General features: G+C 61.2%; 19 protein-coding genes. 8 read left to right on the top strand and 11 right to left on the bottom strand.

The genetic code is table 11. The features are described from left to right. Nucleotides 1-80 precede the first annotated feature (80 nt). Nucleotides 81-1,022 (top strand): cupin, encoded by a 942-nt coding sequence (locus tag P3C29_RS27785; protein WP_275965954.1) that lies wholly within the window; start codon nucleotides 81-83, stop codon nucleotides 1,020-1,022. On the opposite strand, the gene P3C29_RS27780 is transcribed toward P3C29_RS27785, so the two are convergent. Then, nucleotides 1,015-1,920, bottom strand: coding sequence for a LysR family transcriptional regulator (locus P3C29_RS27780; RefSeq protein ID WP_275965953.1), 906 nt, complete (start codon nucleotides 1,918-1,920; stop codon nucleotides 1,015-1,017). The genes P3C29_RS27785 and P3C29_RS27780 overlap by 8 nt on opposite strands. A 144-nt stretch (nucleotides 1,921-2,064) precedes the next feature. On the opposite strand from P3C29_RS27780, the gene treS reads away from it, so the two are divergent. Further along, the gene (gene treS / locus P3C29_RS27775) at nucleotides 2,065-4,131 is read left to right on the top strand and encodes a maltose alpha-D-glucosyltransferase (protein WP_275965952.1); all 2,067 of its coding nucleotides are present in this window, start codon (nucleotides 2,065-2,067) and stop codon (nucleotides 4,129-4,131) included. Here the strand turns inward: treS and P3C29_RS27770 are convergent. From P3C29_RS27770 to P3C29_RS27740, 7 genes are all read right to left on the bottom strand, one after another. Then, nucleotides 4,109-5,113: a nucleoside hydrolase gene (locus P3C29_RS27770; protein ID WP_275965951.1), complete on the bottom strand. Its 1,005-nt coding sequence runs from the start codon at nucleotides 5,111-5,113 to the stop codon at nucleotides 4,109-4,111. The genes treS and P3C29_RS27770 overlap by 23 nt on opposite strands. 14 nt (nucleotides 5,114-5,127) lie before the next feature. After that, the gene (locus P3C29_RS27765; protein WP_275965950.1) at nucleotides 5,128-6,156 is read right to left on the bottom strand and encodes a LacI family DNA-binding transcriptional regulator; all 1,029 of its coding nucleotides are present in this window, start codon (nucleotides 6,154-6,156) and stop codon (nucleotides 5,128-5,130) included. Between the two features lie 180 nt (nucleotides 6,157-6,336). Continuing rightward, nucleotides 6,337-7,671 (bottom strand): OprD family outer membrane porin, encoded by a 1,335-nt coding sequence (locus P3C29_RS27760; RefSeq protein WP_169388388.1) that lies wholly within the window; start codon nucleotides 7,669-7,671, stop codon nucleotides 6,337-6,339. A 117-nt stretch (nucleotides 7,672-7,788) separates the two neighbouring features. Further along, nucleotides 7,789-9,174 (bottom strand): MFS transporter, encoded by a 1,386-nt coding sequence (locus P3C29_RS27755; RefSeq protein ID WP_275965949.1) that lies wholly within the window; start codon nucleotides 9,172-9,174, stop codon nucleotides 7,789-7,791. Between the two features lie 281 nt (nucleotides 9,175-9,455). Next, nucleotides 9,456-12,533, bottom strand: a complete 3,078-nt coding sequence (locus tag P3C29_RS27750; RefSeq protein WP_275965948.1) for an efflux RND transporter permease subunit — start codon at nucleotides 12,531-12,533, stop codon at nucleotides 9,456-9,458. A gap of 9 nt (nucleotides 12,534-12,542) precedes the next feature. Beyond that, on the bottom strand, nucleotides 12,543-13,655 hold the full coding sequence (locus P3C29_RS27745; RefSeq protein WP_275965975.1) for an efflux RND transporter periplasmic adaptor subunit: 1,113 nt from the start codon (nucleotides 13,653-13,655) through the stop codon (nucleotides 12,543-12,545). A gap of 104 nt (nucleotides 13,656-13,759) precedes the next feature. After that, a complete protein-coding gene (locus tag P3C29_RS27740; protein WP_275965947.1) occupies nucleotides 13,760-15,385 on the bottom strand; it encodes an efflux transporter outer membrane subunit in 1,626 nt (541 codons plus the stop codon). A gap of 317 nt (nucleotides 15,386-15,702) precedes the next feature. On the opposite strand from P3C29_RS27740, the gene P3C29_RS27735 reads away from it, so the two are divergent. Beyond that, a complete protein-coding gene (locus P3C29_RS27735; RefSeq protein WP_275965946.1) occupies nucleotides 15,703-16,659 on the top strand; it encodes an ABC transporter substrate-binding protein in 957 nt (318 codons plus the stop codon). A gap of 23 nt (nucleotides 16,660-16,682) precedes the next feature. After that, nucleotides 16,683-18,071, top strand: a complete 1,389-nt coding sequence (locus P3C29_RS27730) for an LLM class flavin-dependent oxidoreductase (RefSeq protein WP_275965945.1) — start codon at nucleotides 16,683-16,685, stop codon at nucleotides 18,069-18,071. Here P3C29_RS27730 and P3C29_RS27725 read toward each other — a convergent pair. Then, on the bottom strand, nucleotides 18,028-18,972 hold the full coding sequence (locus P3C29_RS27725; RefSeq protein WP_275965944.1) for a LysR family transcriptional regulator: 945 nt from the start codon (nucleotides 18,970-18,972) through the stop codon (nucleotides 18,028-18,030). The genes P3C29_RS27730 and P3C29_RS27725 overlap by 44 nt on opposite strands. A gap of 133 nt (nucleotides 18,973-19,105) precedes the next feature. On the opposite strand from P3C29_RS27725, the gene P3C29_RS27720 reads away from it, so the two are divergent. The 4 genes from P3C29_RS27720 to P3C29_RS27705 all read left to right on the top strand — a co-directional run bounded on the left by P3C29_RS27720 (nucleotide 19,106) and on the right by P3C29_RS27705 (nucleotide 23,216). Then, nucleotides 19,106-20,419 (top strand): MFS transporter, encoded by a 1,314-nt coding sequence (locus tag P3C29_RS27720; protein WP_275965943.1) that lies wholly within the window; start codon nucleotides 19,106-19,108, stop codon nucleotides 20,417-20,419. A gap of 36 nt (nucleotides 20,420-20,455) precedes the next feature. Beyond that, complete coding sequence (locus P3C29_RS27715) at nucleotides 20,456-21,229, top strand: creatininase family protein (RefSeq protein ID WP_201124113.1); 774 nt, start codon at nucleotides 20,456-20,458, stop codon at nucleotides 21,227-21,229. Between the two features lie 62 nt (nucleotides 21,230-21,291). Then, nucleotides 21,292-21,900 (top strand): dTMP kinase, encoded by a 609-nt coding sequence (locus tag P3C29_RS27710; protein WP_275965942.1) that lies wholly within the window; start codon nucleotides 21,292-21,294, stop codon nucleotides 21,898-21,900. A 131-nt stretch (nucleotides 21,901-22,031) separates the two neighbouring features. After that, nucleotides 22,032-23,216, top strand: coding sequence for a GGDEF domain-containing protein (locus P3C29_RS27705; protein ID WP_275965941.1), 1,185 nt, complete (start codon nucleotides 22,032-22,034; stop codon nucleotides 23,214-23,216). 34 nt (nucleotides 23,217-23,250) lie between these two features. On the opposite strand, the gene P3C29_RS27700 is transcribed toward P3C29_RS27705, so the two are convergent. Beyond that, nucleotides 23,251-24,465, bottom strand: coding sequence for an MFS transporter (locus tag P3C29_RS27700; protein ID WP_275965940.1), 1,215 nt, complete (start codon nucleotides 24,463-24,465; stop codon nucleotides 23,251-23,253). Nucleotides 24,466-24,489: 24 nt separating this feature from the next. After that, on the bottom strand, nucleotides 24,490-24,732 hold a 243-nt coding region (locus P3C29_RS27695), incomplete at its 5' end, for an IS3 family transposase (RefSeq protein WP_275965939.1).

Below are 24,732 nucleotides of genomic sequence, written 5' to 3'. Positions count from 1 at the left end.
TCGCGCAGTGCCTATAGTGTTTTCACCGCCGCAACGTCCCACCAGGCGTCGCGAAATCCAGCCGTAGATTGGTGATCATAATGAACCGTGAATCCAAGCCTGACGTGACCGATACCCAGCCGCTGCACCTGCTCGACGCCGAATACTTCGAATACAGCAAAGCCGCCAACCCCATCAGTGCCAACCTGATCACCCGCATTCCCTACCACAGCTTCCCGGCCTCGCTGTACGACAGCGGCCCGTCCCGGGTTGTGCCGCTGGACCTCAGCGAGGCACTGGGCTGCGAAGGCCCGGCCACCGGCCCGGGGTTGTGTGCGAACTTCATTCGCTTGAACGCCGGCGACACGCTGGACCTGCAACCCAACGCCACCTCACAGGTGTTTTATGTGATCGCGGGGCAGGGCAGTGTGGTTCAGGGTGAGCATCGGATCGAATGGTCCAAGGGGTGCTTCCTGGCGCTGCCGGGCCTGCAGCCGGCGCACTTCAGCGCAACAGAGGATGCGCGGCTGTACTACGTGCATGACGAACCACTGCTGCGTTATCTGGGCGTGACCCGCAGTGCCGACCGCTTCGTGCCAACGCTGTACCCGGCGGAGCTGGCCAACGCCAAGCTGCGTGAAGCCGCCGATGATCCCCGCGCCCAGGACCGCAGCCGCATCAGCATCCTGCTGGGCAATCGGCATTTCCCGCAAACCCGCACCGTGACCCATGTGCTGTGGGCGATGTACGGGATCCTGCCGGCGGGGTCGATTCAAAAACCCCATCGGCACCAGTCGATTGCGCTGGATTTCATCATCGATTGCCCAAAGGGCTGCTACTCGCTGGTGGGCACCGAGCTGGACGCCGACGGGCAAATCCGCAACCCGGTGCGGGTCGACTGGTCGCCGGGGCTGGCGTTTGTCACACCGCCGGGTTACTGGCATGCCCATTTCAACGAGTCCGACACCGAGGCGTTCCTGATTCCGATCCAGGACGCCGGGCTGCAAACCTACCTGCGCTCGCTGGATATCCGCTTCAGCTGACGCGCTTCCAGTGCGGTGTTTCGCCGAGTTGCTCGACGATAAAGTCGATGAAACACCGCACCTTGGAAGACACGATGCGCTTGGGTGGATAGACGAACCACACCGACGATTCGCGGCCGGCGATCCGGATACTCCACTCAGGCAACCACACCACCAGCTCGCCGGCGTCAATGCGCTCGGCCACCAGCCAGTCGGGCAGCAAGGCAAACCCCAGGCCTTGCTGTACGGCGATCATCTGCGCGTCCAGATCGTTGATCCGGAGGCAGTCTTTATGCACCAGCGGCGACACTTCATGCCCGTTGGCGAAAGCAATCTCAGCCGCCCCCAGAATCCCGGGCAGTGCCGCCAGGTCGGCAGGTCTGCACGGTGCCGGGTGCTCCCGGCAAAACCCCGGGCTGGCCACCAGCCGGTAGTTTTCATCGCAAATCTTGCGGGCCTTCAACGTGGAATCCGCTAGGGTGCCAATCCGGATCGCCAGGTCCGCACCGGCGTGGATCAGGTTGACGTGGCGGTCATCCAGCACCAGCTCCAGCTTGATCTGCGGGTGGCGGGCCAGGAACGCGTTCAAGGTGGGCAGCACATGGTGGCGGGCAAAGGCGGGCGGCAGGTTGAGCTTGAGCACGCCACGGGGCTGTTCGTTCAGCGCCGAGGTGGCCGCCTTCGCCTGCTCCAGTTCGTCCAGCACCCGGCGTGCGTACATCAGGAAGGTCTGGCCGCCCTCGGTCAGGCGCAGCGTGCGGGTCGAGCGGTTGAACAGGGCGATGCCCAGGTCCTGCTCCAGGTCTTTCACGTAGCGTGAAACCGTAGACGCCTTGATGCCCAGCCGGTCGGCGGCGCGGGAGAAGTTATTCCCCTCGGCCGCTTCCACAAAGGCGGTTAACGCTGCGAAGTAGTCCACGTGCAGCCCTCGGTCTTGATGATGGGTGACGGCCAATGCAACGAATGGCCGCTCAGGGCCTCATACAATAACCAACGGTGCGGCGATGCAAGCTCAAATGCAGGCGCCGGAATCGAATACTTAATGAGCGCAGGTGATCGATTTATGACGGATGCCGAGAAGAATCATGTGGCCTGGCTGGTGGAACAATCGATGCTGCACGCCGCTAAACAGCGGGCCAAACTCTACTCGGGGCAAGGCAGGCTGTGGCAACAGCCTTATGCACACACGCGGCCCCGTGATGCTTCAGCCCTGTCGTCGGTGTGGTTCACGGCGTACCCGGCGTCTATCGTTACTCGCGAAAACGGCAGCGTACTGGAGGCCCTGGGTGATGAAACCTTGTGGCACGCGCTGTCGAAAATCGGCATCCAGGGCATTCATAACGGCCCGCTGAAACGCTCGGGCGGCCTGACGGGCACCGAGCACACGCCGACCATTGACGGCAACTTTGACCGCATCAGTTTCGACATCGACCCGCAACTGGGTACAGAAGCGCAGCTTCAATCCCTGGCCCGCATGGCCGCCGCGCATAACGCGGTGATCATTGACGACGTGATTCCGTCCCACACCGGCAAGGGCGCGGACTTCCGCCTGGCCGAGATGGCCTACGAAGACTACCCCGGGCTCTACCACATGGTGGAAATCCGCGAGGAAGACTGGCCATTGCTGCCCGAGATTACCGAAGGCCGCGATGCACAGAACCTCAGCCCAACGCAGGTCGACGCCCTCAGAGACAAGCACTACATCGTCGGCCAGTTGCAGCGGGTGATTTTCTTCGAGCCCGGGGTCAAGGAAACCGACTGGAGCGCCACCGACGTGGTCATCGGCGTGGACGGCAAGCCCCGGCGCTGGGTGTACTTGCATTACTTCAAGGAAGGCCAACCGTCGCTGAACTGGCTGGACCCGACCTTCGCCGCGCAGCAGATGATCATTGGCGACGCACTGCACGCCATCGACGTGATGGGCGCGAAAATCCTGCGCCTGGACGCCAACGGATTCCTCGGCGTGGAACGCAAACTTGAAGGTAACGCCTGGTCTGAAAGCCATCCGCTGTCCATCACCGGCAACCAATTGCTGGGCGGCGCGATTCGCAAGGCGGGCGGCTTCAGCTTCCAGGAGCTGAACCTGACGGTGGACGACATTGCCGCCATGTCCCACGGCGGCGCCGACCTGTCCTATGACTTCATCACCCGCCCGGCGTACCAGCACGCGCTGTTGATGGGGGACACCGAGTTCCTGCGCCTGATGCTGCGGGAGATGCATACCCTCGGCATCGACCCTGGCTCACTGATCCATGCCTTGCAGAACCATGACGAACTGACCCTGGAGCTGGTGCACTTCTGGACGCTGCACGCCCATGACACCTACCTGTACCAGGGGCAGACCTTCCCCGGCGGCATCCTGCGCGAGCATATTCGCGAGCAGATGTACGAACGCCTGGCGGGCGAGCACGCGCCGTATAACCTGAAGTTCGTGACCAACGGGGTGTCCTGCACCACCGCCAGCATCATCACGGCGGCGCTGGGGATTCGCGACCTTGAGGCGATCACCCCCGCAGATATCCAGCAGATCCGCCAGATTCACCTGCTGCTGGTGATGTACAACGCGATGCAACCGGGAGTGTTCGCACTCTCCGGATGGGACCTGGTCGGCGCACTGCCATTGCCGGCAGAGGAAGTCGCCCATTTGATGCTGGATGGCGACACACGCTGGATTCACCGCGGCGCCTACGACCTGGTAGACCTGAACCCGGACGCGCCGCAGTCCGCCGGGAACATGCCGCGCCCTAAAACCTTGTACGGCAGCCTGACCCACCAGTTGACCGACCCGGACTCGTTTGCCTCCCAACTGCAAAGAATCCTCGCGGTGCGCCGTGCCTACGACATCGCCGCCAGTCGCCAGATCCTGGTGCCGGACGTGCAGCACCCGGGGCTGTTGATCATGGTCCACGAATTGCCGGCGGGCAAAGGCACCCAGATCACCGCGCTGAACTTCGGCTCCACCCCCATCACCGAAACCCTGCACCTGCCCGATATTGCGCCCGGGCCGGTGGTGGACATCATCAATGAGCGGGTAGAGGGTGATTTGACGCCCGAGGGGGACTTCACCATTACGCTGGATGCATATGAAGGCTTGGCGTTGCGGGTGGTCAGTAGCTCACCGATGCTTTGAGCGGCTGCATCGACAAGTACCGTTCGATGATTTCCAGTAGCAAGCGGTTGTCCACGGTCTGCAATACGTCCACCAGGCCAGTAGTAGGCGGTGTGATGCCAACGTCCAGCCGCAGTGGCTGCTTATAGCGCCAGGTTTTGCCCCGCGTACGGCCGGCGCGCAGTTCTACTTCCGTGTAGTACTGCGTGGCGGTGGCGACGCGCGGATCCAGCAACCAGGCAATCACCAGGGCGTCATGGACCCAGCAACCGGCCAGGCTGCGGGTGGCCATTGAATAGTCGATCCAGGGCCTGAACGTCTCGCAGATAAAACGGGCGAGGGGCGTATCGAGTTGCTGGATACGGTCCAGGTCGTGGTGCGTCATCAGGGTTTGCGTGGTGACGTCCAGGGGCACCAGGGTGATATTCGCGCCACAACCGAGGACACGGTCCGCCGCTTCCGGATCGAAGCCGAAGTTGGTGTCCTTGATGAAGTCATCCAGGGCGAAAACACCGCCCATGATCACGATTTGCCTGACCGCCTTGATCATGTCCGGGTAGCGTTCAATCGCCAGCGCCACGTTGGTCAGCGGCCCGATCGCCACCAGGGTAATTTCCCCGGGGTTCGCGCAAATCAACTGGCCTATGGCGTCGGCCGCTTCCTGGGCCGGGGCCTCGAAATCAAGGGGAGGGCGCACGCCATTCCATAAATGCGCGAGCTGGCGTTTATGGACGGTGTTGTCCAGCGCATCGCGCCAGGGCCCGCCAGGTTCCTGCAGTGCCTGGGTGCTGCCCCTGACCACGGGTAGCGAGCGGCCGGTTCGGGCCATCAGGTCTTTGGCGACGTTGTAACCCACGGCGCTGGGGGTGTTGCCTGCCACCGTGGTGACCAGTTCAAGCGACAGTTCGGGTGCAGCCAGTGCCAGCGCCAATGCCAGACCGTCGTCAACATTGGCGCCTGCAATCCCGTTTCCGGGATCGCAATCAATAATTAAACGTTTCATTTCACCTTCTTTTTTTAGACTCGCGGTGTTTGCACAGCGCCGCATCCGCAGGACTCACCAATCACCAGACGGTGAGAAAACTCTTGCAGCTTCACCTCGCCATTCCAGGCCAGCAGCATGGCAATGGCGGCTTTGGCCATCTCGCGCACGGGCTGGCACACGGTGGTCAGTGACGGGGCATAAAACGCCGACTCCTCGGTACCGTTAAAGCACACCAGGGCTACCTGTTCGGGGACTTTTATGCCGTGTTCCGACAGGGCCCGAATACAGCCGATGGCTTGCGCTTCGTTGGAGCAAAACAGCGCGCGGGCCGGGGGGCCGTCGGCCAACATGCGCTGCGTCGCGTCATACCCGCCTTGTCGTGTGTAGCTGGCGGGCAATATCCATTCGGCGCGTTCTTCAATGCCGGAGTCCGCCAGCGCGTCACGCCAGCCGTTCAAGCGGTCCTGGGCGTTGAGCATTTCCAGGGGGCCACAAATGATGCCTACCTCGCGGTAACCATGGCTCAGCAAATGCGCGGTGACTTGACGTGCAGCGCCGCGCTCGTCGACCCGCAGCATATTGACGGCCAGGCTGGGGTTGACCCGGTCGAGCATCACAAAAGGCGTGCCGCTGGCCTGGATCAGCTCGATATGCGGGTGGCGGTCGACGCTGGTGTAGAACAGGCCATCCACCCGCTGGCTCAGGAGGTTGTTGATCAGGTTCAGCTCACGCTTGCGGCAGTCACCGGAGTCGCCCAGCAGGATGACCAGGCCGTTGTCCAATGCTTCCTGTTGCAGTGCATGGGCGAAAGAGGCGATGAAGGTATTCGAGATATTCGGCACAACCAGCCCATAGGTGCGGGTTTTGCCCGAGGCCAGCGCCTGGGCGACGCCATTGGGCCGGTAACCGGTGTATTTTATGGCATCCAGGACACGCTGGCGCGTCGCCTTGGCGACGGGCCTTGGGCCGTCGTTGATCACATAGCTGACGACCGCGACCGAGGTTCCTGCTTCGCGGGCCACATCATCGCGTGTGGCCCGGGTGGGATACTGTTTTGTCAAAGCGACCTGCCATTTCCTGTGAGTCGATGGACACGCGGGGCGGTACCCGATAACAGGTCTACCCGCGTAGATGTTTACGGCAAGAGAAGGGGCTGAGATGGGCGGCATTATCACTGCTGGTTTATTTCAGTTTGATGACCTGTGTACGGCTTCGCTTAGACACCCGCAGCCCCTTCGGGGTCAGAAGATCGCGTAGGTGTAGCTGAAGATCACACGCGCCTGGTCCACCGCACCCACGTTGGGAATGCCGCTGCGGAAACTGCCTTCGCGCAACGAGGTGCCAAACCCTTTCAACGGACCGCTCTGCACCACGTAGTCGATGCGCATGTCACGTTCCCACTCCGAGTAGCGGCTGGCGCCGTCGACCGAGCGGATGTTGTCGCCATGCAGGTACAGCGCCGAGGCCGAGAGACCGGGAACGCCCAGCGCGGCGAAATCGTAGGAGTACTGGGCAAAGTTGGTGTTTTCGCCTGCACGGATGAACGAGTTATCCATCACGTCGGTAATCAGGTACACGCTGGCGCCGCCGTTGCCTTCGCTGTTGCCGGCGCCGCCCACTACGTTGCCCTGGTTCAAGTACACGGTGCCGCCGGAGTCAGACACCTGCTGGCGGCCGAGCATGAACGCGTTGCCGCCCAGGTAGTAGGTGAACGCCGCACTCCAGGTGGTGTTATCCACTTTGCCCGGCTCGCTGGCGTAGCCGCCGTTGTTGTTGAAGAGGTAGCCGGTGGTGCCGTTTTTACCCTGGGATTTGCTGTTGAAGTAGCGCAGGTCGGTTTTAAAGCGGGAGTTTTCACCCAGCGGCGTGGTGTTCAACAGGCCAAGGAAATCCTGGGTGTAATAGTCCTTCAGGTCGGCGCGGTAGTACTGCAGGGTGGTGGTGGGGGTGATTTTCCAGTCGGCGCCGGCATAGGTGAATGAGTTGCTGTCCTGGGTGCCACCGGCAATGGCCAACCCTGTGGAGTTGGACGACGCACGCCCCGTGGAGCGGTTGAGTTGCCCGGCATTGATCGTCAGGTTATCGATGTCTTTGGACGTTACCGTCACGCCTTCAAAGGTTTGCGGCAGCAACCGGCCGTCGTTGGCTACCAGGATCGGCAAGTTAGGCTGCAGCGCGCTGCCGGCGTGGAACTCGGTCTTGGACACGCGAAGCTTGGCGTTGGCCCCGAGGCGGCTCCAGCTGTCCACCGGCGTGCCGTCCGAATCGACCGGTGCGAGTGAGTTCGAGGTGCTGGCGCTCGGGTGTTGGGTACCACCGGAAAGGTTGAATGCCTGCATGGCTTGAACGTCGAGACCGAAGCCGACCGTGCCTTGGGTAAACCCGGAGAGATAGTCGAGTTTGAAACCCTGGGTCAGTTCGTTCTGATCGACGCCCGGGGTGTTCGGGTTATCACTGCGAAGGTAAAAAGTGCGCGCGTTGACCGACGCCGTGCTGTCGTCGATAAAGCCTGCGGCCAGTGCTTGTTGCGCAAGGATACTGGTAGTCACTGCCAGTGCGAGGGTGGACCGTTTCATGTCAATGCTCCTATGGATTGCCGATTTACAGGCATGGCTTCGCCCGACTGGTGGTTGAACCGTCGTGCGGGTTTGCGCCTTTCTGCGAGGCGTCAGTGGTTTTTCAGGGGGATGAAACTAGATAGCATCTTCCAGCGCGTTGAGGTCGCGCCCACGGGTTTCCGGGGCGACAAAGGTCGTCACGAAACCGATCCCGGCCATGGCGACAAAGTACCCGGCAATCGCCCACCAGTGGCCGGTCCAGGTCAGCAGCGCGGCAGCCACCAGAGGCGCGGTACCGCCGGAGAGGATCGAGCCCAGTTCCTTGGCCAGGGCGAGTTTGGTGTAGCGGTTTTTTACGCCGAATATCTCAACGCTCCAGGCCGCCTGTACGCCGAAAATACCGAGGGAAGCGAGGCCCATGCCGACCACGTTGGTGGTCATCACAATGGCCGGGTCGCGGGAATCCAGCAGCATGAACGCCGGGAAGGCGTAGAGCATCAGCAGCAGGCAGAAACAGCGGTACACGATGCGTCGACCGAACCGGTCAGACAGCCAGCCTGCCAAGGGGATGATCAAAAAGCCGAGGATCGACGCGATCAACACGGACTGGGTCGCGACAGATTTGTCCACCGCAAGCACCTTCACCACATAGCCGACGATAAACCCCTGGGCCAGGTAAGACGGGCCGTTCTCGCCAATGCGCAAGCCGACCATGGTCAGAAATGCCCGGCTGCCTTTCCAGAAACCAACCGGCTGCGCAGGGGCAGTGAGGGCGGTATCGCGCTGCGCTTGCAATTGGGCCTTTCGAAGTTCGAACACCGGCGTTTCCCGCAGGTTGCGCCGCAGCCACAGGGCGGCCAGGGCAATCAGCGAACTGCACAGGAACGGAATGCGCCATCCCCAGTCCTGCAGTTGCTGTTGATCCATTTGCACCACGGCCAGCCACACCAATGAAGCCAGCAAGGTCCCACTGTTGGAGCCCAGGGCAATCACCGAAGACACCAGGCCTCGTTGTCTGGCGGGCGCGAACTCGCCCAGCATCACCGTGCCTGCGGCCAATTCGGCGCCTGCACCAAAGCCCTGGGTAAAGCGCAGCAGTACCAGGCATGCCGGCGCCCAGATACCGATCGATGCATAGCTGGGGATCAAGCCGATCAACGTGGTGGAAGCACCCATCAACACGACGGTCGAGACCATGACCACCTTGCGGCCTTTACGATCACCCAGCCACCCGAAGAACAGCGCACCGATCGGCCGCGCCACAAAACCCACCGACCAGGTCGCGAAGGTGGAAAGCAACGCCATGGCAGGCGACACATTGGGGAAAAACACATCGCCGAAGATAAGGCCCGCCGCCAGGCCATACAGGGCGAAGTCTGCGTACTCCATTGCCGTGCCCAGCCAACAGGCGAGGGTGGCGCGATACAACTCCCGGCGTCCTTGCGGGGTTATCAAGCTTTCATCCGCTGCGCCCCATGCGATAGGCGCATCGGGTTGAGCAGCACTTGCAACTGTCGACATCAAAAAACTCCTGATCCAAGGAAGGCCCGGACATGACCATTGGGTGTGTTTGTTCTGCTTCTACAGCTATCTACGCGCGTAGATAACTGACCTTGAAAATCGGCCCGGGGTAAACCTCAAAGGCCGATGGTGGAGATCCTTGGGCGGATCTTAGGCAGGGTTGTATTGCAGTCGAATGACAGATGTAGCGGTGGATGCGTGCAAGGGCATCGCGGTTCAGAAGGCGCGGGGTCTCGAAAAACAGACCCCGGATTTAGACAGGGGTTACGTTGCACAAAGGCCTAGCCGCGCCCGACGGGTGCTTCTTCAAGCTCGCCAGCGACCGGCCGCTCAACCTCCTGATGGTGCGTCGAACCAATAAACATATACATCGCCGGCACCATGAACAGCGTCAGCACGGTACCAATCGACAACCCGGCGAAGATCACCAGGCCCATGTCATGCCGCCCCGCAGCCCCGGCGCCAGACGCCCACACCAGCGGCACCACCCCCAGCACCATCGCCGCGGTGGTCATCAGGATCGGCCGCAGACGTACGCCGGCCGCTTCCTCTATCGCTTCACGCTTGCTGTGACCGGCGCGCTGCAGCTCGTTGGCAAACTGCACGATCAGGATCCCGTGCTTGGTGATCAACCCCAGCAACGTCACCAGGCCCACCTGGGTGTACACGTTGATGGACGCAAACCCCATGGTGATAAAGGCCAGCGTGCCAAAGAGAGCAGGGGGCACCGAGAACAGGATCACCACCGGGTCGCGGAAGCTCTCGAACTGGAAGGCGAGGGCCAGGTAGACGATCAGGATCGAGAACATCAACAACCCGAAGAACCCGCCGGATTCCTGCATGAACTGGCGCGACTCGCCAGAGAAGTCCGAGGTGTAGCCCGAAGGCGCTATGTTGGTCAGGATCGTGTTCAGTTTCGCCAGCAGTTCGCCCTGGGCCACGCCACTGACCCCTGACAAGGTGGCCGAGTTGAGTTGCTGGAAGTGGTTGATCGATTCCGGCTGGGTCGAGGTCTCTATATGCGCCACGGTGCGCGCCTGGATCATTGCGCCCGAGGGCGTGCGAATGTAGTAATCGAGGATCTGGTCCGGGTTGAGGCGGTCGACTTGCAGCACCTGGGGAATGACTTTGTACGAGCGCCCGGCGGTGGAGAAGTAGTTCACGTAGTTACCACCCAGCGCGGCGGACAGCGCTGCGCCGACGTCAGCCTGGGTCATGCCCAGTGCGGCGATTTTTTCCCGGTCGACCACCAGCTTGGCTTGTGGTTTGTCGAGTTTCAGGTCCATGTCGGAGAAGTAGAACAGCTGCTGTTTCAGTGCCTCGGCCACCACCGCCTGGGCGACTTCATTGAGGTTTTCCACCGAGTCGGTGGTGGTGATCACAAATTGCACCGGCAACCCTTGGGCGCCCGGCAGCGACGGCAGCGGAAAGGCCGCGATGGTGGCGCCCGGTACCTGGTTCCATTTCTGCTGAAGTTCCAGGATCAGTTGGGCCTGGGAACGCGTGCGGTCGTCCCAGGTTTTGAGCAGCACGCCGCCCAAGCCCTGGTTGAGGATGGGCAGCCCGGTCAGCTGGAACATCTGCGCGTATTCAGGCTCTTTGTTGGCGATCTGGAACGCCTGGTCGGCAATGCGCTCCATCTGCTGCGGCGAGGCAGTCGGTGGGCCTTTGATCTGCATGAACACCAGCCCCTGGTCCTCGGTGGGCGACAGCTCGCTTTTGGCAGTCATGCCGCTGGCGGCCACCAGCAGGAACAGCAAGAAACCAAACGTCACCAGCACCGGCCACACGTTCAAACCGCCTGAGAGTACGCGGTGGTAACGGCCCCGCAACCAGTCAAAATACTGATCGAGCTTGCGCGCGAAGCGGCCTTCTTCCTGCCCGGACTTGAACAGCCGCGAGGTCATCATCGGCGACAGCGTCAACGCCACCACGGCCGACACGGTCACCGCACCCGCCAGCGAAAAACAGAACTCCTTGAACAGCGCACCGGTCAGCCCACTGCGCAACCCGATGGGCACGTACGCGGCAATCAGCACCACGGTCATCGCGATGATCGGGCCACCCAGTTCCCGCGCCGCGACCAGTGCCGCCTCCAGCACGCCTTTACCTTCTTCCTTGATATGCCGGTCGACGTTTTCCACCACGATAATCGCGTCGTCCACCACCAGGCCGATCGCCAATACCAGGGCGAGCAGGGTCAGCAGGTTAATCGAGTACCCCAGCAGGTACATGATGAAGAACGTACCGACCAGCGACAGCGGGATCGCCACCAGCGGCACAATCACTGCACGGAACGAGCCGAGGAACAGGTAGATCACCACCGACACGATGATCATCGCCTCTACCAGGGTTTTCACCACCTCATAAATCGACGTATTGATGAACGCCGTGGAGTCATACACGATCTCGCCGCGCACCCCGGTGGGCAGTTGGGACTGCAGCTCGGGGAAGGCTTCGCGCACGCTGTCGGCGACCGTCAGGATGTTCGCATTGGGGGCCGTCTTGATCCCGATGAACACCGAACGCTTGCCGGAAAACGCCACGCTGCTGTCGTAGCTTTCGGCGCCGAGGGTGACGGTGGCCACATCCTCCAGGTACACCAGGGCATCGCCTTTCTGCTTGATCACCAGCCGCTTGAATTCATCCACCGTGTGCAAGTCGGTCCCGGCGGTCAGGTCGACCGTCACCGTTTGCCCGCGGGTGGAACCGACGGCAGACAGGTAGTTGTTGTTGGCCAGGGCGGTGGACACGTCCTGGGCGGTCACGTTATGCGCCGCCAGCTTGTTGGGGTCCATCCAGGCCCGCAGGGCGAACTGGCGCCCGCCGAGGATCTCGGCGGTTTGCACGCCCTGGATCGAATCCAGCTTGGGCTTGACCACCCGCACCAGGTAATCGGTGATGTTGTTGGTGGGCAGGGTGTCGCTGTAGAAGCCCAGGTACATGGCATCCGTGGTCTGCCCGACCGCCACCGTCAGCACCGGTTCCTGGGACTGGGCCGGCAATTGGTTCTTGACCGAGTTGACCTGGGTATTGATCTCGGTGAGTGCCTTGCTGGCCTCGTAGTTCAGCCGCAACGTCGCGGTAATGGTCGAGACGCCGGTGATGCTCGTCGAGGACAGGTAGTCGATACCCTGGGCCTGGGCGATGGCCGATTCAAGCGGCTGGGTGATAAAGCCGGCCACCGTCGATGCGTCCGCACCGTAGTAGGCCGTGGTGATGGTGACCACGGTATTTTCGGTGCGAGGCCATTGGTTCACCGGCAGTTCGAAGATCGAACGCAGCCCCAGGATCAGGATGAACAGCGAGACGACAATCGCCCAGACCGGTCGCTGAATAAAGGTATCGGTAAGCTTCATGGGACACCTTTAGTGTTCTTGGGGAGTCGGCGCGGGATCGTTCAGCGGCGCGGCGCTGTTATCGACCTTCACCGRCGAGCCATTCTTGAGCTTCATCTGGCCGCTGGTGATCAACAGATCGCCTTCCTTCACGCCCGACAGGATGGCCACCTGGTCGCCCCGGGTTGGCCCGGTCTTGATGAAGGTCTGTTGCGCCGTCAGCACTTCCTCACCCTTGTCGTTCTTGCTTGAGGTGGCGATGAATACCGTGGTGCCGTAAGGGTTGTAGGTGACCGACGTCTGCGGAACGGTAAGGTAGCGCTGGGTCGCTCCTGAGGTGACCACGGCGCGGGCAAACATCCCGGGCACCAGGCTTTGCTTGGGGTTGTCGACGGTGGCTTCCACAGTGACGTTGCGGGTGGTCGAGTCGAACTGGGTGTCGATGGTGCTGACCTTGCCGGTGAAGGTTTGATTGGACAGGCCGTCGGCCGTCACCGAAACCCCTTGGCCAATGGCGATGGCCTCCAGTTGGGTCTGCGGCACCGTGAAGTCGATGTAGATAGGGTCGAAGGTTTGCAGGGTGGCGATCTTGTCGCCGGGGTTGAGGTACTGGCCGGGGTTGACGCTGGTGATCCCGATGCGCCCGGCAAACGGTGCGCGTATGGTTTTTTTCGCCACCAGCGCGCGCTGTTGCTCGGCGGCGGCGAGCTTGGCTTTCAGGTCGGCGGTGTCGGTGTCCACTTGGGCCTGGGAGATGGCGTTGACCGCCAGTTGGGCCTTGTCACGCTTGAGGACGATCACGGCCAGGTCGGCGGTGGCCTCAAGGGAATGCAACTGCGCGATGTCCGAGTCGGCATTCAACTGCACCAGCAGCGCCTGGGCCGCCACCTCTTGCCCGGGCGTGAAGCCGAGGGTGCGTACGATGCCGCCCACCTCGGTGGTCACATCCACCCCTCTGACCGCCTTCATGGAGCCCACGGCGGTGACATTCGGCTGCCAATCGCTGAAGGGCACCTTCATGGCCGTGACCACGGAGGCGGGCAGGGGCATCTTGGACTGGGCGATCAGCGCCGAAATCTGCACGAACTTCACCCCGGCAATGATCGCCACAATCACCAGCACCACCACGATCATGACGAGCATCGGCCGCCACAGTCGACGCTTGCGCGGTGCGCCGGGCTCGGGTGGCAGGGGAGAGGCAGTAATGACGTCAGCCATGGGTGTTCTCGCTGTATCAAGAGTTCAGTTCAGTCGAACCGTGCCGAATCGGCAGGCGCTGCCTTGTTGTTGGCCGGCATGATCTCGTTCCACGACGGCAGGCCGAAGCGATCCGGGTGGCCCTTGGTGGCAGGGTCCACATCCGTTCGGTTCCACCAACCGCCCCCCAGTGCCTGGAACAGCGCAGTGGTGTCGCTGTAGCGGGAGGCCTGTGCCTTGACCCGCGCAAGCACGGTGTTCTGGTAGGTCTGTTGGGCGGTGAGCAGGTTGATGTACGCCACGGCACCGAGCTTGAACTGTGCCTGCACCAGGTCCAGGTTGGCTTGCGCGGAGCGCTCGGCCACCACCTGCTGGTTGAGCGCATCGGCATCGGCTTCCAGCGCCCGCAGCGCGTTGGCCACGTCCTGGAATGCGCCAATCACGGTGCCACGATAACGCGCCGCCGACTCGTCGTAGGCCGCCACGGCCGCGCGTTTGCGATGTTCGAGCGCGCCGGCATCAAAGATCGGCTGGGTGATCGACCCAGCCAGGCTCCACACACCGCTGCCCGCCGAAAACAGCTTGGTGCCGCTGGCCACCGTGGAACCCACCGACCCGGTAATGCTGAACTGCGGCAACTGATTGGCCACGGCCACGCCTATGTTGGCGCTGGCCTGGTGCAATTGCGCCTGGGCAGAACGCACGTCCGGCCGTTGGCCCACGATGGCCGAGGGCAGGCTGACCGGCAGCTCTTCCGGCAAGTGCAGGGAGGCCAGGTTGAAGCGCTCGTCCCGGTCCTGATTGGGAAACCGGCCGAGATAGGCCATCAACTGGTTGCGGGTCTGCGCCAATTGCTTTTGCAGGGGCGGCAAGCTGGCACGGGTTTGCGCCAGTGCGGTCTGCTGCGTCAGGACGTCCCTATCACCGATGGCACCCAGCCGCCGCTGCGACTGCAGCACGTCGAGCTGGTCGCCCTGTAGCCGGATGATTGCCTCGGTTGAGGCGATTTGATCACGTATCGACGCCAGGCTGACCGCGGTATTCACCACATTGGAGGTCAACGTGAGGTAGGTCGCCTCCAGCTGGAAGCGTTCGTACTCGGCTTGCGCCGTGGTGGATTCGATTTGCCGGCGCGTACCGCCGAACACATCCGGGGCATAGGACACGCTCAACGACGCCGAACTCACCGTGAGAATCGGCGACTCCGGCAAGCCCGAGGTCACCCCCGATACCTTCTCGCGGGCTTTCTGCACATTGCCGCTGACGGAAGGGAACAACGACGCCTGGTCGGCATAGACCAACTCGTTGGCCTGGCGCAACGCAGCTTGAGCGGCGGTGACATCCGGGTTGGCGCGCAAGGCTTCTTCCACCAGGGCGTTGAGGGCTGGCGAACGGAACAACGTCCACCATTGCCCGGGAATATCCATCCCGGCGATCAGCCGCTGCGCCGCGCCGCCGGCGTCGATGTCGGCCTTGGTGGTAGCGGTTAGCTTTTCACGTGAGTAATCAGCGTTAGCGGGCACCTCGGGGCGCGCGAAATCGGGCCCGACGGTGCAGCCCGCGAGGGCAATGCACAGCAGGCTCAACGGAGCCAGAAGGTGTGGTGGTCGAAAAAGGGCGCGGGGGTGCGCCACTTGTTGCGGTCCCGATGCAAGCTGCCGAGGCTGCTCTTTCATATTTACTCTGATTAATCAGTAGGTTGACTGCTTTATTGGTTGAGCGATGAATGCGGGCGCATCGGTTAGGGCCGCCGAAAAATGGCTCGCGAGTAGCCGAATTCAAATCAGTGTAGGTGGTGCCGGCCGGTACGCAATGTCAGTACGTGCCGACCCTTAATGAAAATGCGTCATGCGCATTAATATTGAATTAGGTTATGCAATATAAGTATTTTACATGCAGCCATTAGCACCTCATGGTTGCTGTCCCTACGAACACTGCCGAGACCGCACGCGCGGATCGACTTGAAATGCCTGAGAGGGCATCTGGAGCGAACGTGCGTTATCTGACAAAACTGGCGGCCGGGTTGGCCGCTACCTTGCTGTGCCTGACCGCGAACGCGCAAACGCTGGTGGTCGGAGACCAAAGCTACAACGCCCAGGCCGTGATGGAAGCGGCGGGGGTGCTGGACGACCTGCCCTATACCCTTGAATGGAAGCAATTCACCGCCGGCTCACCGGTCGCCGAAGCGCTCAACACCAACAGCCTGGACCTCGGCTTGCTCGGTGATGCGCCCGTGCTGTTCCTGGGCGCACTGGGCGCGCCGATCAAGGTGATTGCCATCAGCCGGCAAAATCTCGAAGGCGTGGCCATCCTGGTGAAAAAGGACTCATCGATCCACAGCCTTGCAGACCTCAAAGGCAAGCGCGCGGCCATCTGGAAAGGCTCCTGGAGCCAGCAATTGCTGCTGACTGCACTGGATAAAGCCGGCGTGCCAAAAGACTCATTGGAACTGCGTTATCTCAGCGCGCTGGACGCTTCCCACGCGCTGGAAGGCGGCTCCGTTGACGTCATCGCCACCTGGGAACCCTACGTCACCCAACAGGAACGCCAGGGTGCGCGGGTGCTGGCGACCGCCGACGGGTTGATCCCGGCCCAGAGCTTCGTGGCCGCCAGCACCAAGGCCGTCGACACCAAGCGAGCGCAAATCAGCGATTTTCTCCAACGCCTGAAAAAAGCCCGTGACTGGACGCGCCAAAGCCCGGCCAACGCCGACGCGTATGCCGATGCCTGGGCCAAACGCACCCGCGCCGACGCCGACATTGCCCGCGCCTGGTTCGCCCGTGCGCGTACCACGGTCGAACCTGTGACAGCCCAATCGCCGGTAGAAGCGCAAAAGACCGTGGACTTTTTCGCCAGCCAGGGGCTGGTCAAGTCCTACCCGGCTGCCACGTTGTTCGATGACTCCTTCGCCGCGTCGCTGCAGCCTGCCGTCGCCAAAACCCAGCCCTGAACGCTCCAAGGAATACCTTAGCCATGACCAAACGACAGCTCAAACTAGGCGCCTTGACCATGGGCTGCGGCGGGCCTGGCCGCCACAATCTATGGCTCGACCCTCAACTGCCGGCCGACGCCAGCGTCAATGTCGACTGGTACATCGACATCGCGCGTCAGGCCGAAGCGGCGCTGTTCGACCTGATGTTCATTGTCGACAGCCAGTTCATCACCCCGGGCTCGCCCTCCCACTACTTGAATCGCCTGGAGCCGCTGACGTTGTTGTCGGCGCTTGCCGTGAGCACCCGCCATTTGGGCCTGGTCGGTACGCTGACGACTTCCTACAACTCGCCGTATAACGTCGCGCGACGCCTGGCCTCACTCGACCTGATCAGCAAAGGCCGCGCCGGCTGGAACGTGGTCACCAGCGGAGACGCCGGCACCGCCGGCAACTACAGCCGCGACGAACATTACGATTACGACACCCGCTACGGCCGGGCAGCCGAGCACGTCCAGGTGGTGCAGGGCCTGTGGAACTCCTACGAGGACGATGCATTCGTGCGCGACCGGGCCACGGGCCAGTTCCTCGACCCGAGCAAACTGCACAGCCTGAATCACAAGGGCGAGCACTTCTCCGTGGTCGGCCCGCTGAATATCCAACGCTCACCCCAAGGCCAACCGGTGATCTTCCAGGCCGGCGACTCGGAACAAGGCCGCGACCTGGGGGCCGCCACCGCCGATGTCATCTTCACCCATGCCGCGAGCATCGAGCAGGGCCAGGCGTTTTACCGGGATATCAAGGGCAGGGCGGAGGGACATGACCGTGATCCCGGGCAACTACTGGTGATGCCCGGCGCCGAGATTTATGTGGGCGATACCGACGAACATGCCCGTGAAATCGAACAGCACTATCACCAGGCCGATCACAGTTTCGAGCTGGCGTTGAAGGAGTTCGGGCGCAATTTCGGCTGGCATGATTTCACCCAGTACGACCTTGACGCGCCGTTTCCGCAAGAGAGTCTGGAGGCAGCACGCAGCAGCTTTTTTACCAATGCCAAACGCATTGCTGATCAGGCACGGGAGAAAGGGTTTACGTTGCGCCAGGCGGTGGAGTTTGGTCGGCAGTTGCGACCGGGGGCGTTTGTGGGATCGGCGGATACGGTGGCGCAGAAGATGGCGGATTGGTTTGAAGCACGGGCGGTGGATGGGTTCAACATCTACATCGGGCATCCGCAGCAGTTCAAGCGGTTTACCCAGGAGGTCATCCCGTTGTTGCAGGCCCGTGGCGTGTACCGCACGGCGTATGAGGGGACGACGTTGCGGGAGAGTCTGGGGTTGGCGATTCCGCGGTTTGGATCAACATCCGGCGCCGCAGTGACCACCGATGTCAGCCAGCAACATCACCCCGAAACTCCGCTGAATCCGGTTTAAACATCGGAAGGCGCTCGCGCATCCAGCGCAGCAGTTCCTGCGCCGGCGCGGCCAGCGGGCGCCCCGATTTCACCAGCAGTTTTGCCTCCACCCCAAGCAATAAGGGATGGTCGACCATGATCGCTGCGAGGTGGCCTTGTTCGATCTCCCGATAGGCCGCGAACTCCCCGACCAATGACGCAAACTCGCCGCTGGCGACCAATCGTTTGAGGGCAGCCAGCGAGTTGCTGACCACTGTCGGGCGGATTTCGATCTTCTCGGCATATTCGAGCATCTGGATCGCGTGCCCTATCCCGAATGTCGTCGGCGTCAGCACCCATTGGCAGCCAAGAATCTCCTCGACCCTCACGGTGGTGCCGCGCGCTGCCAAAGGGTGATCCGGGCGAACCAGCAACATCACCGGCTGTGACGAGGTGGCGCAATAGTCGATCTGCGGATGGGGAGGGGGGTTGTAGGCCAATCCGATATGCGCACGGTTTTCGGCGACTTCATTGAGCACATCCACGACCGGCAGGATGTCCAGTCGCACATCCAGCCTGGGGTACTGCTTGCAAAACGGCGCCAGCACATGATCGACCAGTGCGTCGACGTAACCCTCGCTGATCACCACCCGCACCTGGCCCTGCTGCAGGCCCTTGATCGCTTGCAACTGGTCTTCGAGTTTCTCCTGGTGTGAGCGGTAGCCGCGCCAGAACTCCAGCAAATGCGCCGCCGCCTCGGTGGGCTGCACCCCTCGGGCCTGGCGCTCGAACAGCTTGGCCCCCAGTTCCTCTTCCAGCAGCTTGATCTGGCGGGTAATCACCGAAGGCGAGGTGTTGATGCTATCGGCTGCGCCGCGAATCGAGCCGTGCACCAGCACCTCGTGAAAGTAGCGTAGGCGTTGTTGATTGATTTCGCGCATGCCGATTGACCTCCTTTGGGTGGCGTTGCTCACAGAGCAACACAGGGTGAACTTAGTTGCTCTTGCTGGTAATAATGAGCCGGCGCACCCTTTGCTGGCAATCGTAAGCCAACAAAAATAACGGGAGACTCCTATGCCAACCTCAAGGGTGCCGGCAGGAAAAGAGGCGATCGCGGCCCTGTACCACACACTTAACTGGCGGCTGCTGCCGTTGTTGTTCATCGGCTACGTCTTTGCGTACCTGGACCGGATCAACGTCGGTTTTGCCAAGCTGCAAATGCAAAGTGACCTGGGGTTGTCCGACGCCGCCTATGGCGCAGGCGCAGGCATTTTCTTTATCGGCTATGTGCTGTTCGAGCTGCCCAGCACCCTGATGCTGCCGCGCATCGGTGCACGCAAGACCTTCAGCCGCATCCTGGTGCTGTGGGGAATCACCTCAGCCTGCATGTTGTTTGTGCGTGACGTTCCGACGTTTTACGCCATGCGTTTTCTACTGGGCGTGTTCGAAGCCGGGTTCGCGCCGGGGTTGATCTATTACCTGTCCCGCTGGTACGGCCCCAACCGCATGGCCCGGGCTATTGCCATCGTGTTTATCGCAGGCCCGGTCGGCGGAATCCTCGGCGGCCCGTTGTCTGCCTGGCTGATCACCACGCTCTCAGGCGTCGGCGGCATGGCGGGGTGGCAGTGGATGTTTTTGATTGAAGGGCTGCCCTGTGTATTCCTGGGCGGGCTTATGTATTTCATGCTTGCGGACCGGCCGGGCGATGCAACCTGGCTGAGTGCGGCAGACAAAGCATTGCTGGAAGCGGAACTGGGAACGGCGTCCACCCGCAGTCATTCGTTCAGGGCGGTGTTGCGCGATCCGAAGGTGTATGTGCTGGCGGCGGCGTATTTCTGCATCATTTTTTCGATCTATGCCATGAGCTTCTGGCTGCCAGCGATCATCCGGTCGCTGGGCATCAACGATACCCGGCAACTGGGCTGGTACGCGGCCATTCCTTATATAGGGGCGGCGCTGGGCATGTACTGGATCGGGCGCCGCTCCGACAGGCTCGGCGAGCGGCGTTATCACTGCGCGGTGCCGGCATCCGTCGGCGCCGTTGTATTGATGGTGTATCCGTTGGCAGGCGGCAACCTGATGCTGTCACTGGCGCTGCTGACCCTGTCCATCAGCATGATGTTCATGGCGTACACCGTGTTGTGGGCCATGCCGTCAGAGCACATCAAAGGCGACGCTGCCGCAGGCGGTATTGCCTTGATCAACACCATCGGGCTGTCCGGTGGTTTCTGGGGGCCCGCCATGATCGGCTGGGCAAAAACCGCAACCGGCAGTTTGAACACGGGCGTCGTTGCCGTGGGCTGCGTATTCCTGTGCGCGGCCTTCGTGATCCTGTCAACGAAGCCCCGACCCCGTCATAGCTCGGCTGCCGAATACAGCGCGAGCTGATCAACCCCTGTACGTCACATCAACGAGGAACCCACCATGCTTTTATACCTATCGACCTGGGCCGAGATCGGCAAATTTCTCGAACGCAGCCGCACCATCGTGATCCCCATCGGCTCCAACGAGCAGCACGGTCCCACCGGGTTGCTGGGCACCGACTGGATGTGCCCGGAAATCATCGCCAACCAGGCACAACAAACCGCTGACATCCTGATCGCACCGACCTTCAACATCGGTATGGCACAGCACCACATCGGCTTTCCCGGCACGATTTCGTTGCGCCCGTCCACGTTCATTGCCGCGATTGGCGACTGGGTGCATTCCCTAGCGGCCCACGGTTTTGAAAAAATCCTGTTTCTCAACGGTCACGGCGGCAACGTGGCCTCGATTGAAGCGGCCTTTTCCGAGCTGTACGCCGAAGCCAGCTTTGCCCGGCGCCCGGCAGGGTTTGCGCTGAAACTCTGCAACTGGTGGGACCTTGAGGGCGTTGGTGATCTGGCCAGGGAACAGTTCCCGACCGGGCATGGCATTCATGCCACGCCGTCCGAAATCGCCGTCACCCAATGGGCCTACCCGGACTCGATCAAAACCGCCGCGTACTCACCACAAATCGCGCCGTGGGGGCCGATCCGCGAAGCGTTCGACTTCCGTGCACGCCACCTCGACGGCCGCATGGGGTCAGACCCGGCGCAGGCCACACCGGACAAAGGCCGTGACCTGGTGATGATGGCTGCCAAGGGGCTGATACAGGAAGTCGAGGCATTCAGCCGCGAGCCGATCCCTGGCTCGGCGCCGTTCAGCCCTGAGTTTTGAGAACCCTTGGCCAGCAATTCAGATAGAGTCCCTCCATGCCTATATCAATCGTTAATTGAAGAGTGAATCGTCCGCTGTTTATTTCTCTGGATGGGCCCAAGGGAACCGGCAAAACCACGTTGTTGGAAGCCGTGACGAAAGTCCTGAGGGCAGACAACAAAACAGTGATCCGGCTGTGCGAGAAAAAAAGTGATCCCCATCGGGCTGAAACAATGGCCCTGGTTAACCAACTCGTCAGAAACCCCAGCCGGGCGTTGGAGTGGGAGGTGTGTGAGCGATTGGCCGATAGCCGTGCCTGGATTTCCCGGCACGTGCTCCCTAAACAGCCACCCGGCAGCATCGTCTTGATCGATCGCTGGTACCCGTCTGATGCGGCGTTTCGCCGGACGATCCCGTTTGCGGAAATTCTACGGTTGAATATTGATCGAAACGTGCGAGTGCCAGACCTGCATGTCGGGGTTGTGACCACGCCTGACGTTTCATGGGCGAGGGCAGCGGCACGCCGGCGTGGGCTGGGCAGTACGGTAATCCATCAGTTGGCAGAACAGGTCGCGTGTACCCAGGCGTTCGAGCAAGCGATTACCGATAACGGTTGGGTGTTATGCCGTAATGAAGGAACGGTCGAAGACGCAACGACGCAGGTGGTGGCTGCGATACGTCACCTCGAATAACGCTGCTCTAGCAACGTGCAAGCGGTATTCAGGGGAGGGCAGACGTTGTCATTCTCGACAGTGACCCCTGTTTGGCCCGTTCAACTAAACTGGCGAGCAACACACTTCCTGCCAGCGCTCGGTGAGACGCCATGATCGCCCATACCCCCACGCTGTTTGCCTGCGTTGCCCTGGTGGCGACGATAATGGCGTTTTGTTTGATTCTGGTCGGCCAGTTCAATCAGCGTGACGGGTTGCTGACCATTGGCTGTGGCCTGTTGGCGCATGCCCTTGCCTATGTGGGCTACACCTTTTATGGCCATGCACCGTTGTGGTTTACCTACGGCGCCGCCAACACACTGCTAGCAGTGGCGCTGGCCTTTTATGGGGCCAGTGTATTCAGGATTGTTGAGTTGCCGGTCTCCTGGTGGCGGGTATTCGCGCCAGCGGCGTTGATGCTGCTGTTGATGGTCGGCCTGATCGACACCCTGGAACCGCGAATGCTCGCGGCCACACTGGTCTTGATGGTGCAGTGCGCATTGATCATCTACTGGACCCGCCGCTATGTCCCCGCCCAGGGGCGGGCACGGATGCTGTTGATCATCGGGTCGAGCATCAGCCTGATTGGCTTGGGCATGCGGGTGGTGGCCGTGCTGGGCGGAGGGGCTGCCGAGATGCGTTACGACGTCAGCAACCTCAAGCAAACCATCTCGGTCAGTATCGGCACCTTCACCGCAATGATGATCTCCCTCGGCTTGGTGTTGTTGTCCAAAGAGCGCAGTGAATCCTTGCTTCGGCACATGGCATTGCGTGATGTGCTGACGGGCATCCTTAACCGTCGGGCGATCCTTGATCAGTTCTCCACAGAGTTGGAACGCGCGCGCCGCGACGGTTCCTGCCTGGCAGTGGCGATGGTCGACATCGATCACTTCAAACAGATCAATGACAGGTATGGCCACCTGGCGGGGGACGAAGTGATTTGTCACTGCGTTAACCACCTCACCCAGCGCCTTCGTCAATCCGACAGCATTGGTCGTTATGGTGGCGAGGAGTTTCTGTTATTGCTGCCTGGCACTGACTCAGAAGGCGCCATTGTCGCCCTGAATACACTGCGCGCCTCGTTGGCCGAGTCGCCGGCTTACTACGGTGATTCAACCATCTCACTGCGCATCAGCATCGGTGTTTGCTGCGGGGTGCCTGATGAAGGCGACACCACAGCGAGCCTGCTTGCCAGGGCGGACGCGGCGCTTTATGAAGCCAAGGGCTTGGGGCGCAATACCTTGCGGTTGGCGCCGCCGTATTTCCAGCCAAGTGAAGCGCCGCTCAGTTCTGCTTGAATGCCCAGAACGCCTGGCGTATCCGCGAGGCCCTTCACGCTGCCGCCGTCTGGAGCTTTTCCTGGGTGGCGGGCTTGAGAATCGGCGTTAAGCAGAACATCAGGATGGTGACACCAAAAAGGGTCGCGTAGGACAAGGTATAACTACCTGAGTGGTCGCGCAAAGCACCGAAACAGAGCGGCCCAAGTGCCGCGATCAGATAGCCAATGAACAGCATGAAGACCGTCCAGGCACCTGCTTGCTCGGGTGAGTCAACGTTATCCAGCGCCAGCGTCATTGCGACCGTGAAGCCCATCCCAAGACCGACTGCTGCCAGAACTACATACGCGCCAGGGGCCAGCGTCGGCGCAAGCCACATACCCGCCATGCCAAGGCCTGCGACCAAAGAAGAGAAGCCCAGCAGTGGACGACGATCGTGTGCTTTACCTGGGAGCATCCCGGCGCCGACGCTTGCCAATGCAAAAACCGCGGTGAACAAGCCAAGCAGCACGCCCGGGGGCAGGTGCGTTACCGCCGTTTCAGACGATGCAGGAGCAAGCCACGCGAACAGCGCATAAACAACGAACTGGCCTGCCCCGAAGTTCAGAGCCACCAACCACGCTTGTGGTTTTGTCCACGGCAAACGCACACGTGGTTTATTGGTCGTTTGACGTGCCGGGCCTTTGGATACGAAATGCGTACTCATCCAGACCCAGCTGATCACTGCGGTGACGCACAGGATGCTCCAAACGCCTGCACTGACTCTCCAACTCTGAGTGAGCTCGGCGATGGGGGCGGTGAAGACAGCGCCAAGAGTGGCACCCAGACTTAACCCAGCCGCATAAATGCCCATAAAAAACGCCGCCCGGTGAGGGAAGTGCGATTTGATCCAGACGCCGATCAACGCACCCGCAACGGCGATGCCTGCACCTATCAGAAATGTGCTTCCCAAAAGCAATAGTGGGCTGGGTGAGAGTGCGCGCAATACTGTGGCAAGGCCGAGCAGGACTAAGGCCGCCACCACGCACCGATCGGTACCAAAGCGTTGTATCAGTTTGGGTCCTGACAGAGCGAAGATGCTCATGCACACATCCGGGATTGAAGTCAGCAAGGCGGCTTGGGTATAGCTCAACTGAAAATACTGCTGGATCAGAAGCAGAATCGGCCCGATGGATACGATCGCCGGTCGCAACGCGATGGAGAGAATCAGCAGGCCAATGACTGCGGCAAGGGTATGTTTGGCGCTTGTGGAATGGACGTAGGCTGTCATGACAAGTGAATCGCCCCGGATTCTCTAGACACCTTGCAAGCTCATTGCGTAACGCTTTTCAAACTCTACCGGTGACAGCTGATTGTTGAAACCATGGCGGCGTTTTACGTTGTAGAACATCTCGATGTAATCAAACACATCACTCAGAGCATCTTCCCTCGTGGTGTAGATTTTTCGCTTGATCCGTTCCCGTTTCAGAAGCTGGAAAAAGCTCTCGGCCACGGCGTTGTCATGACAGTTGCCTCGGCGACTCATGCTGGATGCTGG

Source organism: Pseudomonas sp. 1912-s (assembly GCF_029269205.1).
In the GTDB taxonomy this organism is placed as follows: domain Bacteria; phylum Pseudomonadota; class Gammaproteobacteria; order Pseudomonadales; family Pseudomonadaceae; genus Aquipseudomonas.
This window is presented reverse-complemented; position numbering and strand designations above follow the sequence as displayed.

Excerpts from the sequence above, each read along its gene's own strand:
- P3C29_RS27785 (WP_275965954.1), top strand. The coding sequence starts at position 81 with ATGAACCGTGAATCCAAGCCTGACGTGACCGATACCCAGCCGCTGCAC.
- treS (WP_275965952.1), top strand. The coding sequence starts at position 2,065 with ATGACGGATGCCGAGAAGAATCATGTGGCCTGGCTGGTGGAACAATCG.
- P3C29_RS27770 (WP_275965951.1), bottom strand. The coding sequence starts at position 5,113 with ATGAAACGTTTAATTATTGATTGCGATCCCGGAAACGGGATTGCAGGC.
- P3C29_RS27760 (WP_169388388.1), bottom strand. The coding sequence starts at position 7,671 with ATGAAACGGTCCACCCTCGCACTGGCAGTGACTACCAGTATCCTTGCG.
- P3C29_RS27755 (WP_275965949.1), bottom strand. The coding sequence starts at position 9,174 with ATGTCGACAGTTGCAAGTGCTGCTCAACCCGATGCGCCTATCGCATGG.
- P3C29_RS27750 (WP_275965948.1), bottom strand. The coding sequence starts at position 12,533 with ATGAAGCTTACCGATACCTTTATTCAGCGACCGGTCTGGGCGATTGTC.
- P3C29_RS27740 (WP_275965947.1), bottom strand. The coding sequence starts at position 15,385 with ATGAAAGAGCAGCCTCGGCAGCTTGCATCGGGACCGCAACAAGTGGCG.
- P3C29_RS27730 (WP_275965945.1), top strand. The coding sequence starts at position 16,683 with ATGACCAAACGACAGCTCAAACTAGGCGCCTTGACCATGGGCTGCGGC.
- P3C29_RS27725 (WP_275965944.1), bottom strand. The coding sequence starts at position 18,972 with ATGCGCGAAATCAATCAACAACGCCTACGCTACTTTCACGAGGTGCTG.
- P3C29_RS27720 (WP_275965943.1), top strand. The coding sequence starts at position 19,106 with ATGCCAACCTCAAGGGTGCCGGCAGGAAAAGAGGCGATCGCGGCCCTG.
- P3C29_RS27715 (WP_201124113.1), top strand. The coding sequence starts at position 20,456 with ATGCTTTTATACCTATCGACCTGGGCCGAGATCGGCAAATTTCTCGAA.
- P3C29_RS27705 (WP_275965941.1), top strand. The coding sequence starts at position 22,032 with ATGATCGCCCATACCCCCACGCTGTTTGCCTGCGTTGCCCTGGTGGCG.
- P3C29_RS27700 (WP_275965940.1), bottom strand. The coding sequence starts at position 24,465 with ATGACAGCCTACGTCCATTCCACAAGCGCCAAACATACCCTTGCCGCA.